Genomic DNA, 15,301 nt, shown 5'->3' with positions numbered 1-15,301 from the left:
AGGTCACCCCTCTTGCCTTTGCGGCCTTCACGCGGCGCCTTGATCCTGCTGTCCCGCTGGAGTCGTGTCAACTATCGTGGCATTTAGCGCCTGTTGACGGCTGAATCTCGCCACAGTTGTGGCGGATCCTGGAGGCGCGTTCGGATGAACGGCTAGTCTCCGTGTGGTTCCGGATGACATCAGAGCGACACCGGATGCCCGGGACGACACCGACACCCGGGGCGACGCTGTGAGAGAGACGTGGGAGATCGGTCCGTGACGGATGGCTTCGAGGTTCCGGGCGCTGCGGCGACGGGTCTGCTGCCGACCGTCGTGTCCCGTGTCACCGCCCTCGCCGACCGGCTGGGCGTACCGCACGCGGAGATCTTCGACGTCCCGCGTCTGTCGGTCGAGTCCGGCGTTCCGGAGCCGGTGGTGCGGGCCCTGCTGAGCGGGGTGCCCGCCGGGGAACCGGATCTGCAGGAGCGCTTCCTGCAGCGGCTCGATCTGCTGCGCCGTACACGGCTCAAGCCGGGCGGGCGCAAGCACACCCAGCAGGAGATCGCCGACGGGGCCGGGATGTCGCGCCAGCAGGTGGGAGCGCTCATCAACGGCGACCGACGCCCCACCATGGAGCACTGCGACGCCCTCCAGCGCTTCTTCGGCGTCCACGCCGGGTTCCTGACCGCCGAGGACCCCGAGGCGCTCGCGCACGCCCTCCAGAGCGCCGAGCAGGAGTTGCTCCAGCAGCTCACCGAGCACGAGGTGGCCGGTGGCCCCGAGGACCCGCTGGAGCGGCTGCTGCAGGACCACGGGGTCCGCGGCATCGCCTGGCGGGCGGCCCAACTGCCCACCGACCAGCACCGCGACAAGGTCGCGGAGTGGCTGGACATGCTTCTGGAGAGCGTCAAGCGGCCCGAGTCCTGATCCGGGGGAGAAGCGTGGGCATCGGAAGGAACATGCGGCGTCTGTGCGGTGAGTTGGTGTCGGAGCTGTCGCTTCCGGCACCGGCGGAACCGGCCGACCTCTACGCCGCGCTGTGCGACGGCATGAGCAGACGCCGGGGCCGGCCCGTCCGCTTCCGTACGACCGCCTTCCCGCCCGGCACGGCCAGCGGCCTCTGGCTCGACATGACCGACCAGGACCTCGTCGTCATCGAGGAACGCACCGCGCCCGGCCACCAGTTGGTGATCCTCGGCCATGAGCTGTGGCACATGGACGCCGGGCACCACGGCCACGATGTGGCGGGGGCGGCCGTCGCCGCGCGGCTGCTGAGCGACACCGCCGACCTCGGCCCGGCGGTCCACTCGGTGGCCGCCCGGACGCGCTTCGACCTCTCCGACGAGAAGGAGGCGGAGAGCTTCGGGTTGCTGCTCGCGAGCAAGTGCCGTACGTGGCTGGCCGGTTCGGCGCTGCGCGGGCCCGTGCAGCGGGACGATCTGGCGGGGCGGATCGAGGCGTCGCTGGGGTATCGCGGGCCCCGGGGCTGAGGGGCGAGCGCCGACAGCATGGACGGGTCCAGCTACTACATACCGGCCGCCGCGATGGGGGCGGCGCTCGTCGTCAAGGCACCGGCGATGGTCCGCGCGTGGCGTGACCCGCTGCTGCGGTCGGTGTGCACGCTGCTGGCGCTGGCCGGGCTGGTGTTCTTCTTCGCGGCGCCGCCGACGATCGCGCAGGTCAACGACGTCACGGGCATCGTCAATGTCTCCGCGCCGCTGGTGTACTGCCTGCTCAGCGCGTTCAGCGCGGCCTGTCTGGTGCTCGTCGTCAACTGGCGCGGCGGCCCGCCCGAGGTGACCCGCCGCATCTCCCGGCGCATCGTCACCGGGTACGGCCTGGTGATCGTCGCTCTGATCACGCTGTTCGCGCTGGGGGACGCGCCGGTGGAGCGGCTCGTCGACTTCGACACGCACTACGCCCGCACACCGTATCTGCGCGAGATGATCGTGCTGTATCTGCTCGCGCTCACCCTCGCGGGCGTCGCGATGAGCGTCATGTGCGGGCGCTGGGCGCTCCAGGTGCGCGGCTGGCTGCGCACCGGACTGCTGATCATCGTGACGGGCTATCTGTTCGATCTGGCCTATCTGACGACCAAGTTCACGGCCGTGGCCGCCCGTTGGTGCGGAGGCGACCTCGACGGGCTCAGTACGTACACGGCGCCCGTGCTGGCCTCCATCGGGGCGCAGATCAGTGCCGTCGGCTTCTGTCTTCCGTTGGCCTGCCGCCGGGTCGGGGACAGTTGGAGCACCTGGTCCACCTACCGGCGGCTCGGCCCGCTGTGGCGGGAGCTGCAGCCCGTGTCCGCGCAGGCGGGCCGCGAGGTGCGTATCTCGTGGTGGTCGCCGGTCGAACTCCAGGTGACCCAGCGGGAGTCCGACATCCACGACGGCATGCTCAGCCTGTACCCCTACTTCGACCCAGGGGTGCACGCGCGCGCCTACGACGCCGCCGTGGCGGCGGGCTCCGACCCCGTCCAGGCGCGGGCGGAGGCGGACGCGGCCATGGTGACCGCGGCGGTGCGGGCCAGGGCCGCCGACCCCGAGGGCCGGGTCATCGACTCGGACGCGGGCACGCACACCCCCGGCACGAACGGCCCCGGCACACACGCACGCGGGCGTGACCTCGTGCGGATGTCCATGGCGTTGCGCCGGTCGCCCGTCGTGGCGGCCGTGCGGGGCCGGGCGGGAGTGTGACCGCGGTGCCCGGCACCACCTTGTATCGACCGTACCGTTCAGGAGAGTTGCGTGAAGTCGTACGTGGATCTGCACCGCACGTTCGCCGCGGACATCGAGGCGGAGGTGGCAGCGACCCTGGCGCGACTGGGCCCCGCGGCGCCTTCCGTGCACGGTGCGGTCGGTGAACTCCTGCGCCACCAGCAGATGAAGTACCCGTTGTCCGTCCTGCCGTTGGTGGTGCACGGCGCCGAGACGGGCTCGCCCGCACCGGCGCTCCCCCTGTCCGCCGTGCATGTCCTGTGGTGGGCGTCGGCCTGCTATCTCGACGACCTGGCCGACGGGGACGCCACCCGCACACCGTCCGGTCTCGGCGTGCACGAGGCGCTGCTGGCGGCGATAGTCGCCGGGCATGTGCTGCCCCTCAAGGCCCTGGAGTCGCCGCACGTCCCGACGCGGGTCCGCGGCGCCCTGGCGGAGGAGATCCTGGACTGCGCGATCATCGCCGGTGAGGGACAACTGGACGACATACGCGCGGACATGGAGACGATGTCCCGGGACCCGGTCGTCGCGGCGTACCGGGGGAAGTCGGGCGCGCCCTTCGGCATGATCACGGCCATGGCCGGGCGGCTCGCGGGCGCCGACGACGAACGCACCGATCTGTGGCGGGAGTTCGGCTATGTCTTCGGCATCCTGTGGCAGCTCTTCAACGACCAGGAGGACATCACCTCGGGTCGCAACGAGGACCTGCTGAACGGCACGGTGACCTATCTCCTGATGTGTGCGGTACGGGAGGCGTCGCCCGAGGTCAGGAAGCGGATCCTGGAGCTGCACATTGCCGCGCGCACGTCCGCCGCTTCGGGCGCGGCGCTCGCCGACCTCCTCCTGGCCCCCTCCGTCCTCGCCCGCTACGAGAGCGACATCGCGGAGTTCCGGGACGACGCGTACCGCATCCTCGACAAGCTGGGCGGCGACGAGGCCCATCTGTCGATGCTGCGGCGGCTCGTGGACCAGGCGTCCGGCCTGTACTTGCGGTCGCCCTTGGCCCCGTGACGCGCGTGCCCCTCCTCTCTCCGCCGAAGGAGTCCCCGTTCCATGTCCGACCCGACTGCCGCTCGCCGCACCGCCGTTGTGATCGGAGGGGGCATGACGGGCATGCTGGCGGCGTCGGTGCTCGCCGACCACGCCGACGTCACGGTCGTGGAACGGGACGTCCTGCCGGACGGCCCGCACCCCCGCAAGGGGCTGCCGCAGGCCCGGCACGCGCATGTGCTGTGGTCCGGTGGTGTCACGGCACTCGATGAGCTGCTGCCGGGCGTCGTGGCCCGACTCGTCGCGCACGGCGCCCGTAAGGCCCGCATCATGACGGACCTCGTGTCCAAGGCCCCCTCGGGACAGTGGTTCCGGCGCTTCGCCCACAGCCGTCATGTCAACCTGCTGTGCAGCCGCGATCTGCTCGACGCCGTGATCCGGGCCAGGGTGCTGGAGGACCGGCGCATCACCCTCCTCCCCCGTACCGAGGCGCTCTCTCTGGAGGGCGACGCGGGCCGGGTGCGCGGGGTACGGACGCGCTCGGCGGACACCACCGGCACCCTCGCCGCCGATCTGGTCGTCGACGCGAGCGGCCGGGCCGGCCGGGCCCCCCTCTGGCTGCGGACGCTGGGCCTCCCCCCGGTCCGTGAACGCACGGTCGACGCGGGCCTCGTCTACGCGAGCCGTGTCTACCGCGCACCCGGCAGCACCGCCGACGGGTACCCCGTCGTCAACGTCCAGGCCGACCCCCGGCAGGCACCGGGCAGAGGCGGGATCATCGTCCCCGTCGAAGGCGGCCGTTGGCTCGTGACCCTCTCGGGCACCCGTGGCGGAGAACCGACCGCCGACAACGACGCCTTCCTCGCCTTCGCCCGGACGCTGCCGCACCCCGTCATCGCTGACCTGCTGGCCCACGCCGAGCCCGAGACCGACGTCGTCACCACCCGCAGCACCGCCAACAAGCGCCGCTACTACGAGAAGGCCGCCCGCTGGCCCGAGGGCTTCACCGTCCTCGGTGACGCGGTCGCCGGGTACAACCCGGTCTACGGCCATGGGCTCGCCGCGTCCGCGCAGAGCGTCCTCGCCCTGCGCGACGTCCTGCGGCGGCAGCCGCTCGACGCCCCCGGCACGGCGCGCCGCGTCCAGCGGGCCGCGGCGCGCCCCGTCGACCACGCCTGGAGCCTCGCGGTGGGCCAGGACGTGTTCTACCCGGGCGCCGGGGACCAGCCGCCCACCCGGCTGGAGCGGACGCTCGCCGCCTTCGTGGACCGGGCCGTGGACGCCGGGGCGCGCAACCCCCGCGCCCTGCGGGTGCTGCTGGACGTGATGAGCATGGAGGCCCCACCCGCCCGGCTGTTCAGGCCCGACATGCTCGCGCTGGTCTGTCTCGGCCGCAAGAAGCCGCTCCTGGACGGTCCCCCGCTGACGGAGCGGGAACGACGCGCCGTCGCGGCCCCTACTCCCCGCACTTCAAGTACCTGACCGACACCGGCTGTTCGGGAGTGCCCGCCCGCGGAGTCCGTTGCGGGCGGGCGCGGTGGCGGCGGCGTATGTCCTTGACGACCGGGGTCCGCAGGGCGCGGGAGAGCTGTGCCAGGTCGCTGGTCGTGGGGGGCGGAACCTTCCGGCTGATGACCGTGTGCCCGATCAGGGTCCGGCCGCCCGCGCTGCCGTGGGTCTCCACCGCGGCGGCGATCATCGCGGCCTCGGCGATGACGTCCGCGTCCTTCCCGCCCGCTCCCCGCGCGAGCGCGGCGGCGCGTGCCTCGTGCCAGACCCGGCGGTCGAAGTGGACACGGCACGCCACGATCCGGTCCGAGATATAGGTCTGACGCTGCGTCAGGCGCAGTCGGATCCGGGGGGTCCACCACGGCAGCGGGACGTGACCGGGACCGGGCGCCCCCTGAACACGGTCGACGACCCTGACGAGGGGCCCCAGTTGCCAGTACCGGACGGCGTCCTCGCTGCGTCGGCCGACGAGCGGCAGGATGAAGCCGACGGCGACGAGGAGCGCGCTGGGCTGCGCCACGCTCGGGGCGACCCCGGTGACCAGGACGTCCCAGTGGTGACCCGTCCAACAGGCCACGATCGCCGCGAGTTTGGCCGCGTCGTAGCCGACGTAGTGCAGGACGTAGCCCAGCGCCAGCGCGCGCAGCCCGAGCCGCATCGTGCCCTGCACGTCGTGCGACCAGCGCCAGCACATCCGGCTGCAGGTGAACGAGGCGCCCCCGTGGGCGAGGAGGTAGAGCAGGATCATCTCGCGGATACAGGGCGTGTCGGCGTAGTACACGTCGAAGTCGGTACGCCGTTCCGTGGGCGCGTCGCCGAGGATGTACAGGGAGATGATCAGGGCCCAGACGAGCAGGGACAGGACGATGATCCGCTGGGACAGCCGCCGGGTGTGCTTCTTGTCGGGGCCGCCGCGCCAGTTGAGGACCAGGACGACCGACGCCGCGGCGAAGCCGGTGAGTCCGCAATAGACCAGCGGCGCGGAGAAGTTGGGGACTCCGGTGATCCGGTTGACGACGATGATCGTCCGTGGCGCCGAGCCGAACAGGACCGCGGCGCCCGCCAGCAGCAGGGCGCAGATCGAGGACAGCAGCCAGTCCCGCGAGCGCAGCAGGGCGGGCAGCTTGAGCAGGCAGGCCAGCAGCAGCAGACCACCGGCGAGGAAGAACCCCAGGTCGGCCTTCACGACGTGACGGCCTCGCGCGCTGCGGCCCGGCGGTCGGCCGTCCGGGAGGAAGAGGTCATGCGCGCTGCTTCTCCTGCCTTCGCTCGACGCTCAGTACGTCCGCGACCACGGGGGTGCGGACGGCGCGCGAGACCCGTACGAGGCCGCTGAGCGTGCCGTCCAGCGCGGTGGGGGCGTACACACCGCCGGAGCAGGGGACGTACGCGCCGCCGGAGCACGGGTCCGGTGGTGTGCCGGCGCGCGCGGCGGCGACCATGGCGGCGGCGCCGATGGCCTCGGCCTCCAGGGCGCTCACTCCGCGGGAGATCGCCCGGTCGTAGGCCTGCGCGCGGACCCGGTCGTCGAAGCGGGGCCCCAGCCGGGTGAGACCGTCGCGGATACCGGTCTCCCGCCGGGTGAGGCACAGGTCGATGTCGCCGATCGAACGCCAGGACAGGGGAACCCAGTACCGCCGGTCGGCGGGGTCGACCAGGAGTCCGAACAGCGGTCCGAGCCGGGCGTAGGCGGTGACGCTCTCGATCCGCGGGCCTAGGGCCCGTCTTCACATTCCCGTCGTCGCCCGCAGGGCGGCCTCGCGGCGTCTGGTGCGTGCTCTCGGCGTGCCGGGCGGAAGCCCCCGTACTGGACGTACGTGGGCTTTCGCCCGGTGCGGCGAGTGGGGGTCCCCCCTGCTCGCAGAGCTTGGGGGAGCGTGCCGGGCGTCGCGAGGCAGACGGGAATGTGAAGACGGGCCCTAGCAGCGGCAGGGCGTAGCCCGTGGTGACCAGGGCAGCCGCCGCGGCGGCCACGCCCGGCGCGAGGTCGGTGCTGAGGAAGTCCCACCCGCGCCCGGTCCAACGGCCCACGACCGCGACCAGTTCGGCCACGCTGAACACGCCGTTGAGCAGCCAGCCGAGGACGAGGACGACAAGGCCCCTGCGGGTCCAGCCCGTCACCTTGCGCGACCAGCGCAGACACAGGACGGTGGTGGTGAGCGCGGCGGTCAGGTGGGTCAGCAGATAGAGGGTGATCATCTCCCGGATCCAGGGAGTGGCGGCGTAGTAGGTGTCCAGATCCGTGCGGCGTTCGACGGGTGCGTCACCCATCACGAAGAGGACCCACAGCAGGACGACCAGGACCGCGTAGGCGGTCAGCAGGCCGCCCGCGATCCTGCGGACCTGGTCCGGGTCCCCGCCGCGCCAGCAGATCACCAGGATCAGACAGGCGGCGCTGAAGGCGGTGACCACGGTGTACTCGAGCGGGGCGGCGATGTTCGGGACCCCGGCCAGGCGGTTGATCACGGCGACGCCGGCGGGGGCGGACAGCACGAAGGACAGCCCGCCCACGAGGGCGACCGCGCACAGCGAGATCAGCGCGGGATCGCGTCGGCCGCGCAGCAGCCGGGGGATACTGAGGGCCGGACCGGTCCACAGGACGAGGGCCGCCAGATAGTAGAACCGACCGTCCACGCCTCAGCCCCACAGGCCTCGACCCAGCGAGTCCTCGATCCGCCCGGCCACTTCGCCGAGGTCGGCGCGCCGCCGGGATCTGCGGAAGGCCCGCAGGTCGGTGCCCAGCCGCAGGCCGAACATCTCGGCCTCGGCCTCGTGCCGGACGTCGAACCCCGTACGCGCCGCGACGCGCGGTGTCGGCACACCGGACGCATCGGACTCGCCGCGCGAGAAGGCCGTCGCGGAGGCCATCAACTCCCGTACGACACCGCCGATTCCCTGCGTGGCGGCCAGGGGCGTCCGCGCGGCGACGTGGCCCCCCGCCGTAGCCTCTCCGCGATGCCCCTCGAACATGTGCCAGATCTCGTGGCCCAGGATGACGTGTTCGTGCTCGCTGTTCGCGGCGTCGTCACGGACGGCCAGGATGTCCATGTCCTCCAGGTCCAGCCACAGTCCGCTGGCGGTGCCGGGCGGGAAGGCGAACCGTCTCAGGACGACGGGGCGGCCCCGTAACTCGGTGAGGACGCCGCCCAGGGCCGTGAAGATCTCCTCGTCGTCCCGCGGCGCGGCCCGGGTCAGACGACTGAGCACCTCGGCGCTGAGTTCCTTCATCCTCTTCTCACGCCTGGTCCTCACGTTCGCCTCCCCGCGCACAGCCGCCGAACTCACTCAGAGCGACACAGTAGTCAGTTCTCCGGGTTCCTCAACCTGCGTTTGAGGCCGGGGAGATGAGCGTACGGTCTGGCACATGTCGCGATCAGACGAGATTCGGTCCTTCCCGTCCCCGGTCACCGCGGACGACGTCGGCCTCGCCGTACGCCTCGCCGTGGAGCTTCTGCGTGAGGTGCCCCCGGACGCGTGGGACGGCAAGGCCGGTTCCCTGGAGTGGAGTTGCTGGGAGACCGTCGAGCATCTCAGCGACGATCTCTTCTCCTACGCCGCTCAACTGGGCCCCGCCGCCCCGCCGTTGGACCGCGAAGTGCCGTTCGCATGGGAGAGGCGGCGGTCCGGTGGCCCGGCGAACGCGATTCACGCCGACCGCGCGGCCGGGCCCGGCGGACTGCTGCAGGTGCTGGAAGCGAGCGGTGCGCTGCTGGTCGCCATGGTGCGCACGACGCCCGAACAGACCCGCGCCCACCACGTCTTCGGCGTCTCCGACCCCGAGGGCTTCGCCGCCATGGGCATCGTGGAGACCCTGGTCCACACGCACGACCTGGCGGAAGGACTCGGGCTCGCCTGGAACCCGCCCGCCGACCTGTGCGCCCGCGTCCTCGCCCGGCTGTTCCCGGACGCCCCCGGGTCCACCGCGCCCTGGCCCACCCTGCTGTGGGCCACCGGACGTGCCGAACTCCCCGGACATCCGCGGCTGACCACCTGGCGCTGGCACGGAACACCCCGCCGGTGAGCGGGAGTTCACCTGCCGGTCAGGAGCGGGGCACGACCACGGCCGTCACCGCCATCCCCCGTCCCACGGTCCAGCGGCCGTCGAAGGTCTCGACGCGGCGGCCGTCGACCACCGGGCCGGGAACCAGCAGCCGCGCCCGGAAGGTGCCGGGCACGTCGGGGGTCGCGGCCGGGAAGATCTCTATGTCCGCCTCCAGGAAGTCGAGCCACTCCCTGGTCAGCGGGAACCACGCCTTGTAGACGGACTCCTTGGCGCTGAACAGCAACCGGTCCCAGTGGACGGCCGGTTGGCTACGGGCGAGGTCACGCAGCCGGAGCTGTTCGGCGGGCAGGGACACCGTCTCCAGGACCCCCTCCGGCAACCGGTCGTGCGGCTCGGCGTCGATGCCGAGCGAGGCCAGATCATCGGCGCGGACCAGCGCGGCGGCGCAGTAGCCGTCGCAGTGCGTCATGCTGCCGATCAGCCCCTGCGGCCACCGCGGTGCGCCGCGTTCTCCGGGCAGGACGGGCTGAGGTGGCACACCGAGCTTCTCCATGGCACGGCGCGCGCAGGCCCGTACGGCGGTGAACTCGCGACGGCGCTTCTCGACGGCTCGGGCGACGACCGCCTCTTCCTCGGGGAAGAGCGAGACGCCCTCCCCCCGCGCGTCGTCACCGAGGGCCTCCACGGCCACGGCCGACCTCGGTAGCAGCTCCTCCATCACGGGCATGGACCTCCGACGGCAGAATGAGGCGCAGTTGTCCTGGCGGCCCGGGGCGCGGGCGCCACTCACGGGGGTACCCGACTGACACCTCTTCGAAGCGGACGCCCTCGTGATGGGTGGTCCGCGGGATGTGCAGATGACCGTAGACCATGCAGGCGACCCGGAAGCGGCGATGCCAGTCGGCGGTCAGTCGGGTGCCGCACCACATGGCGAACTCGGGGTAGTGCAGGACGTTCGTGGGGTGCCGGTCCAGGGGGTAGTGGTTGACCAGCACGGTGGGGAGATCGGCGGGGATCTCGGCCAGTCTGCGCTCGGTCTCGGCGACCCGGGCCCGGCACCATGCCTCGCGGCTGGGGTAGGGGTCGGGGTGCAGCAGGAACTCGTCGGTGCACACGATGCCGGTGCCGTGCGCGTAGGCCAGCCCCTCCTCCTTGGTCGCGCAACCCTTGGGCAGGAACGAGTAGTCGTAGAGGAGGAAGAGCGGTGCGACGGCCACGGGGCCGCCAGGCCCCTCCCACACCGGGTAGGGGTCCTCGGGTGTGTGGACGCCCAACTCCCGGCACAGGGCGACCAGATGCTCGTACCGCTCGACCCCGCGCAGCGTGACGGTGTCCTTCTGGTGGGTCCACAACTCGTGGTTGCCCGGCGCCCAGATCACCTTGCGGAAGCGGCCGGCGAGCACCTCGAGGGTCCAGCGGATGTCGGCCACGGTCTCCGCCACATCGCCCGCGACCAGCAGCCAGTCCTCCTCGGACGTGGGCCTCATCTGCTCGACGAGCGCGCGGTTCTCGGGATATCCGACGTGCAGGTCGCTGATGGCGAGTAGCTGTCCACGGCCGTCCGTCGACTCCACTGTCGCCCCCTTCGAGAACCGAATGGCACTACAAGAACACATAGGGCCACTGACGAACAAGAGCGACCCGCGTCCGGTTGCCGCCTTCGACTATCCGTCGGCGGTGGCGCGTTGCAGACGCAGTGTCAGGATCTGGAAGGGGCGCAGCGTGACGGCCACCGTGTTCCCGTCGGTGACCGCCTCGTCGAGCGGTCGCTCCAGCAGATCGGTGATCTGGGCGCGCGCGAGCGGGAAGCCGGTGCGCAGGGTGCCGGTGGCGCGGCCCCCGCGGGACTCGTACAGGCGGACCACGACATCGCCCGAGGTGTCGTCGGCGAGCTTCACCGCCTCGACGGTGACACCCTCCCCGGCTACGGAGACGACAGGTTCGGGCGCGCCCGCCGCGTCCGCGAGCCGCAGCGGCAGGTTGAAGGCGTAGCCCTCCGCCACCGCGTCCTCGATGCTCGCTCCGGGCAGCAGGGAGTAGGTGAGGCGGTGCCTGCCCTGGTCGGCGCCGGGGTCCGGGATGCGGGGGGCGCGGACCAGGCTGAGGCGGACCGTGGTCGTCGTCCCGCCGTCCTCGCGGACCGTGCGGGAGACGTCGTGGCCGTAGGTCGAGTCGTTGACGATCGCGACGCCGTAGCCGGGTTCGCCGATGTGCACCCAGCGGTGTCCTGAGGTCTCGAAACGGGCTGCCTCCCAGGTGGTGTTGGTGTGGGTGGGCCGTTGGACATGGCCGAACTGGATCTCCGCGGAGGAGTGGGCGGCCCGGAGGTCCACCGGGAAGCCGGCCTTGAGGATCTTCTCGCTCTCGTGCCAGTCGATGTCGGTCTCGAAGTCGATACGGGGGCTGCCGGCCCGGAGGGTGATCGTCTGGGTGATCTTCGAGGCCTTGCCGAAGCTCCGCGCCACGCGGATCGCGCCGACCAGCGGGTCCTGTTCGACCACGGTGACCGACTCCGCGTCGAGCAGGTCCGTGTAGCGGTTCTTGTAGTGCTTGTCGATGTCCCAGGCGTCCCAGTAGTTCGGGAAGTCGGTGTGCAGTCGCAGCAAGTTGCCCTTGTCCGCGAGGACTTCGCGGCCTCCGGCGCGCAGATCGCGTACGGAGGCGAGGGTGCCGTCCTCGGCCACCTCGACCCGGACCAGCCCGTTGTCGAGGACGCGGCCGGTGACGGTCACCAGGTGCGGGGGCGCGGCGGCGGTCAGGGGCGCGCTGCCGCTCGCGGGCACCTGCACGTACACGGGCGCGCCCTCGGCCGTGCGGACCACCTCGGCGCGGTCGTACGGGCTCGTGTTGAAGACGCGGGTGCCGCCCGCCCCCAGCGCGGCGAGGGCTTCGGCCGTCAGTTCCTCCAACTCCACCGCCACGCGCGCGTGTTCGGCTTCCGCCTCGCGGTGCACCCAGGCGATGGACGAGCCGGGCAGGATGTCGTGGAACTGGTGCAGCAGGACCGTCTTCCACAGCCGGTCGAGCTTCTCGTACGGGTAGGTGTAGCCGGGCGCGTGGAGTGCGGCGGTCGTCGCCCACAACTCGGCCTCGCGGAGCAGGTGTTCGGAGCGACGGTTGCCCTGCTTGGTGCGGGCCTGGGAGGTGTAGGTGGCGCGGTGCAGCTCCAGATACAGCTCGCCGACCCATACCGGGGCGTCGGGGTACTCCTCGCGGGCCGCCTTGAAAAACGCGTCGGGGTGTTCCACGACGACCTTCGCGGAACCCTCCAAGTCCCGTAGACGCCGGGCGCGTTCCAGCATCTCGCGGGTGGGGCCGCCGCCGCCGTCGCCGTGGCCGAAGGGTGCCAGGGAGCGGGTGGCGCGGCCCTTGTCGCGGTGGTTGCGGACGGCGTGGGCCATCTCGTCCCCGGTGAAGCGGGCGTTGTAGGTGTCGACGGGCGGGAAGTGCGTGAAGATGCGGGTGCCGTCGATGCCCTCCCACCAGAAGGTGTGGTGGGGGAAGGTGTTGGTCTGGTTCCAGGAGATCTTCTGGGTCAGGAACCACTCGTTGCCCGCGAGCTTGGCGAGTTGTGGGTAGGCGGCGGTGTAGCCGAAGGAGTCGGGCAGCCACACGCCCTTGGTCTCGATCCCGAAGTGGTCGAGGAAGAACCGTTTGCCGTGGACGAGTTGGCGGGCCATCGCCTCGCCGCCGGGCAGGTTGCCGTCGGCCTCGACCCACATGCCGCCGACCGGCGCCCACTGGCCCTTCTTCACGCACTCCTGGATACGGGCCCAGACGCGCGGGTGGTTGTCGCGCACCCACGCGTACTGCTGGGCCTGTGAGCAGGCGAAGACGAACTCCTCGTACTCGTCGGCGAGCGAGGTGACGTTGGAGAAGGTCCGGGACGTCTTGCGCTTGGTCTCGCGGATCGGCCACAGCCAGGCGGAGTCGATGTGCGCGTGGCCGACGCCGGAGAGCGTGTGGGCGCTGGCGTGCGCGGGCTTGGCGAGGGCCGGGCGGAGTGCGGTGCGTACGTCCGCCGCCGTGCCGGAGACGTCGTCCAGGTCCAGCAGGTCGATCGCCCGGTCGAGAGCGTGCAGGATCTCATGGCGGCGCGGGTCCTGTTCGCCCAGTTCCACCATCAGTTCGCGCAGCACCTGGAGGTCGAGATCGAGGTGCCAGACCTCTTCGTCCAGGATCGCGAGGTCGGCGCCCCGGAAGACGTAGAGCGGCGCGTCGCCCGCCGTGAGCGGATCGCCGAGCGGGGTCGGGCGCGCGAAGTCGTCCGCGAGGATGGTCGGGTTGGAGGCGGCCTCGATGAGGTACTCGATCTCCTCACCGCCCGCCGCCGGGTGGGCGATCGGCACGTACTGGTTCTGCGGGTTGACCGCCTTCAGGGGGCTTCCGTCCACGAGGTGGACGAGCGCCTCCGCCTGGTTGCCCGGCCATTCGCCCACGAAGCCGAGGTCGATGACGGCCTCGACGCGCTGCCCGGCCCACGCGGCGGGCACCTGCCCGCGCACCCGGAACCACGTCGTGCCCCAGGGCGGCCCCCATGGGGTGTCCCGCGCGAAGGGCTCGTACGAGGCGGCGGCGGCCTCCGTGAACGGCACCGGCTCGCCCGGTACTTGCCAGGCCTCGACCGCGCAGGGGACGCGGGCCGCGTAGACCGCGGGCTTGACGCGCTGATGGTGGACGCGCGCGACGCGGTCCTCGATCCGGCGGCGTTCGTCATGCATGAGCGAGCCTCCTGGCGGGTCACGTGAGGTATCCGAGGCCGGGGTGGACGGCGGTGTAGCCGTCGACGAGCCGCCGGGCGACGGTGACGGAGTCGACGAGCGGGTGAAGTGCGAACGCCTTCACGGCTGTTGCACGCGAGCCGGACTCCGCCGCGGCCAACACCTCGCGCTCGACCGCCTTGACCGCGCACACCAGTCCGGTGGCGTGGATGGGCAGCGGGTCGACGACGACGGGGTGCGCGCCGTCCGCGCCCACCCAGCACGGGACTTCGACGACCGCCTCGGAGTCCAGCACGGACAGCGTGCCGCGGTTGCGCACGTTGAGGATCAGGGTGGTGCGCTCGTCGCGGGCGATGGCCCGCATCAGGGCGAGGGCCACCTTCTCGTAGCCGCCGGAGAGGTCGTCGGCCTCGCGCTCGCCCGCCCCGGCCGTCTCCCGGTTCTCGGCCATGTAGGTGGCCTCGCGCTCGGCGCGGGTACGTTCCCAGGCCGCCGGCGCGTCGGTGTCCGGGCGCCTCATCTCCTCGTAGAAGCGGGCCTGTTGGTCGCGCAGGAAGGCACCGCGGGTCTTGTCGGCCTGCTGGTAGGCGTGTACGGCTTCCCGGTTGAAGTAGTAGTAGTGCAGGTACTCGTTGGGGATCGCGCCCAGGGAGCGCAGCCAGTCGACGCCGAAGAGCTTTCCCTCCTCGAAGGAGCCGAGCAGCTCCGAGTCGGCGAGCAGGCGCGGGAGTTGGTCGTGTCCGGCCACGCGGAGGCCGCGTACCCAGCCGAGGTGGTTGAGACCGGCGTAGTCGATCCACGCCTCGTTCGGGTTCACGCCGAGGACGCGGGCGATACGGCGGCCGAGTCCGACCGGGGAGTCGCAGATGCCGATGACGCGGTCGCCGAGGTGGCGGGACATGGCCTCGGTGACCAGGCCCGCCGGATTGGTGAAGTTGATGACCCAGGCGTCGGGTGCGAGCCGGGCCACCCGCCGGGCGATGTCGACGGCCACCGGGACCGTGCGCAGGCCGTACGCGATACCGCCCGCGCCGACCGTCTCCTGGCCGAGTACGCCCTCGGCGAGGGCCACCCGCTCGTCGTCGGCCCGGCCCTGGAGGCCACCCACACGGATCGCCGAGAAGACGAAGTCGGCGCCGCGCAGCGCCTGGTCGAGGTCGGTCGTGGCGGTCACCTCGGGCGCGTCGGGCACGTCCGCCGCCTGTTCGGCCAGGACGCGGGTCACGGCGGACAGCCGCCCGGCGTCCAGGTCGTGCAGGACGACATGGGTCACCCGGCCCTCGGCGCGGTCCCCGAGGAGCGCTCCGTACACCAGCGGCACCCGGAATCCGCCGCCACCCAGAATCGTCAGCTTCACGCTTGTATCCTTCCCGCCGCGCCCG

Annotated in this window: 13 protein-coding genes; 6 read left to right on the top strand and 7 right to left on the bottom strand. The window is 71.8% G+C overall.

The window, feature by feature from the left end; translation table 11 throughout:
- Positions 1–255 precede the first annotated feature (255 nt).
- The 5 genes from NGF19_RS12310 to NGF19_RS12290 are packed head-to-tail and all read left to right on the top strand — an operon-like array spanning position 256 to position 5,168.
- Positions 256–906, top strand: a complete 651-nt coding sequence (locus tag NGF19_RS12310) for a helix-turn-helix domain-containing protein (protein WP_252424857.1) — start codon at positions 256–258, stop codon at positions 904–906.
- Between the two features lie 32 nt (positions 907–938).
- A complete protein-coding gene (locus NGF19_RS12305) occupies positions 939–1,469 on the top strand; it encodes a toxin-antitoxin system, toxin component (protein ID WP_252424976.1) in 531 nt (176 codons plus the stop codon).
- An 18-nt stretch (positions 1,470–1,487) separates the two neighbouring features.
- Positions 1,488–2,675 carry an MAB_1171c family putative transporter gene (locus tag NGF19_RS12300; protein WP_252424856.1) on the top strand — a complete coding sequence of 396 codons (1,188 nt, stop codon included), beginning with the start codon at positions 1,488–1,490 and terminating at the stop codon, positions 2,673–2,675.
- 51 nt (positions 2,676–2,726) lie between these two features.
- Positions 2,727–3,707, top strand: a complete 981-nt coding sequence (locus NGF19_RS12295; RefSeq protein WP_252424853.1) for a polyprenyl synthetase family protein — start codon at positions 2,727–2,729, stop codon at positions 3,705–3,707.
- Positions 3,708–3,749: 42 nt separating this feature from the next.
- Positions 3,750–5,168, top strand: a complete 1,419-nt coding sequence (locus NGF19_RS12290; protein WP_252424851.1) for an FAD-dependent oxidoreductase — start codon at positions 3,750–3,752, stop codon at positions 5,166–5,168.
- Here the strand turns inward: NGF19_RS12290 and NGF19_RS12285 are convergent.
- The 3 genes from NGF19_RS12285 to NGF19_RS12275 form a co-directional block, all read right to left on the bottom strand.
- Complete coding sequence (locus NGF19_RS12285; RefSeq protein WP_252424849.1) at positions 5,143–6,381, bottom strand: DUF6545 domain-containing protein; 1,239 nt, start codon at positions 6,379–6,381, stop codon at positions 5,143–5,145. The two genes, NGF19_RS12290 and NGF19_RS12285, sit on opposite strands and share 26 nt — an antisense overlap.
- Positions 6,382–6,436: 55 nt before the next feature.
- A complete protein-coding gene (locus NGF19_RS30965; RefSeq protein ID WP_308288478.1) occupies positions 6,437–6,901 on the bottom strand; it encodes a DUF6545 domain-containing protein in 465 nt (154 codons plus the stop codon).
- Positions 6,902–7,832: 931 nt separating this feature from the next.
- A complete protein-coding gene (locus tag NGF19_RS12275) occupies positions 7,833–8,447 on the bottom strand; it encodes a toxin-antitoxin system, toxin component (RefSeq protein ID WP_252424845.1) in 615 nt (204 codons plus the stop codon).
- Positions 8,448–8,559: 112 nt separating this feature from the next.
- Between NGF19_RS12275 and NGF19_RS12270 the strand changes: the two genes are divergently transcribed.
- Positions 8,560–9,216 carry a maleylpyruvate isomerase mycothiol-dependent enzyme family protein gene (locus NGF19_RS12270; RefSeq protein ID WP_252424844.1) on the top strand — a complete coding sequence of 219 codons (657 nt, stop codon included), beginning with the start codon at positions 8,560–8,562 and terminating at the stop codon, positions 9,214–9,216.
- Between the two features lie 19 nt (positions 9,217–9,235).
- Here NGF19_RS12270 and NGF19_RS12265 read toward each other — a convergent pair whose 3' ends face one another.
- From NGF19_RS12265 to NGF19_RS12250, 4 genes are all read right to left on the bottom strand, one after another.
- On the bottom strand, positions 9,236–9,919 hold the full coding sequence (locus tag NGF19_RS12265) for a 4'-phosphopantetheinyl transferase family protein (RefSeq protein WP_252424975.1): 684 nt from the start codon (positions 9,917–9,919) through the stop codon (positions 9,236–9,238).
- Positions 9,867–10,772 (bottom strand): metallophosphoesterase family protein, encoded by a 906-nt coding sequence (locus tag NGF19_RS12260; protein ID WP_252424843.1) that lies wholly within the window; start codon positions 10,770–10,772, stop codon positions 9,867–9,869. Before NGF19_RS12260 ends, NGF19_RS12265 begins: the two co-directional genes overlap by 53 nt.
- A 90-nt stretch (positions 10,773–10,862) precedes the next feature.
- Positions 10,863–13,919, bottom strand: coding sequence for an alpha-mannosidase (locus NGF19_RS12255; RefSeq protein ID WP_252424842.1), 3,057 nt, complete (start codon positions 13,917–13,919; stop codon positions 10,863–10,865).
- 19 nt (positions 13,920–13,938) lie between these two features.
- Complete coding sequence (locus tag NGF19_RS12250) at positions 13,939–15,276, bottom strand: 6-phospho-beta-glucosidase (RefSeq protein WP_252424841.1); 1,338 nt, start codon at positions 15,274–15,276, stop codon at positions 13,939–13,941.
- Positions 15,277–15,301 lie beyond the last annotated feature (25 nt).

This window comes from Streptomyces macrolidinus (assembly GCF_023887685.1).
Taxonomy (GTDB): Bacteria; Actinomycetota; Actinomycetes; order Streptomycetales; family Streptomycetaceae; genus Streptomyces; species Streptomyces macrolidinus.
The sequence above is the reverse complement of the archived record's forward strand: the minus strand, read 5'-3'. Positions and strand labels throughout refer to the sequence as shown.

Bases quoted from the DNA above. Each gene is read 5' to 3' on its own strand.
- NGF19_RS12305 (WP_252424976.1), top strand. From the start codon at position 939: ATGCGGCGTCTGTGCGGTGAGTTGGTGTCGGAGCTGTCGCTTCCGGCA.
- NGF19_RS12300 (WP_252424856.1), top strand. From the start codon at position 1,488: ATGGACGGGTCCAGCTACTACATACCGGCCGCCGCGATGGGGGCGGCG.
- NGF19_RS12290 (WP_252424851.1), top strand. From the start codon at position 3,750: ATGTCCGACCCGACTGCCGCTCGCCGCACCGCCGTTGTGATCGGAGGG.
- NGF19_RS12270 (WP_252424844.1), top strand. From the start codon at position 8,560: ATGTCGCGATCAGACGAGATTCGGTCCTTCCCGTCCCCGGTCACCGCG.
- NGF19_RS12255 (WP_252424842.1), bottom strand. From the start codon at position 13,919: ATGCATGACGAACGCCGCCGGATCGAGGACCGCGTCGCGCGCGTCCAC.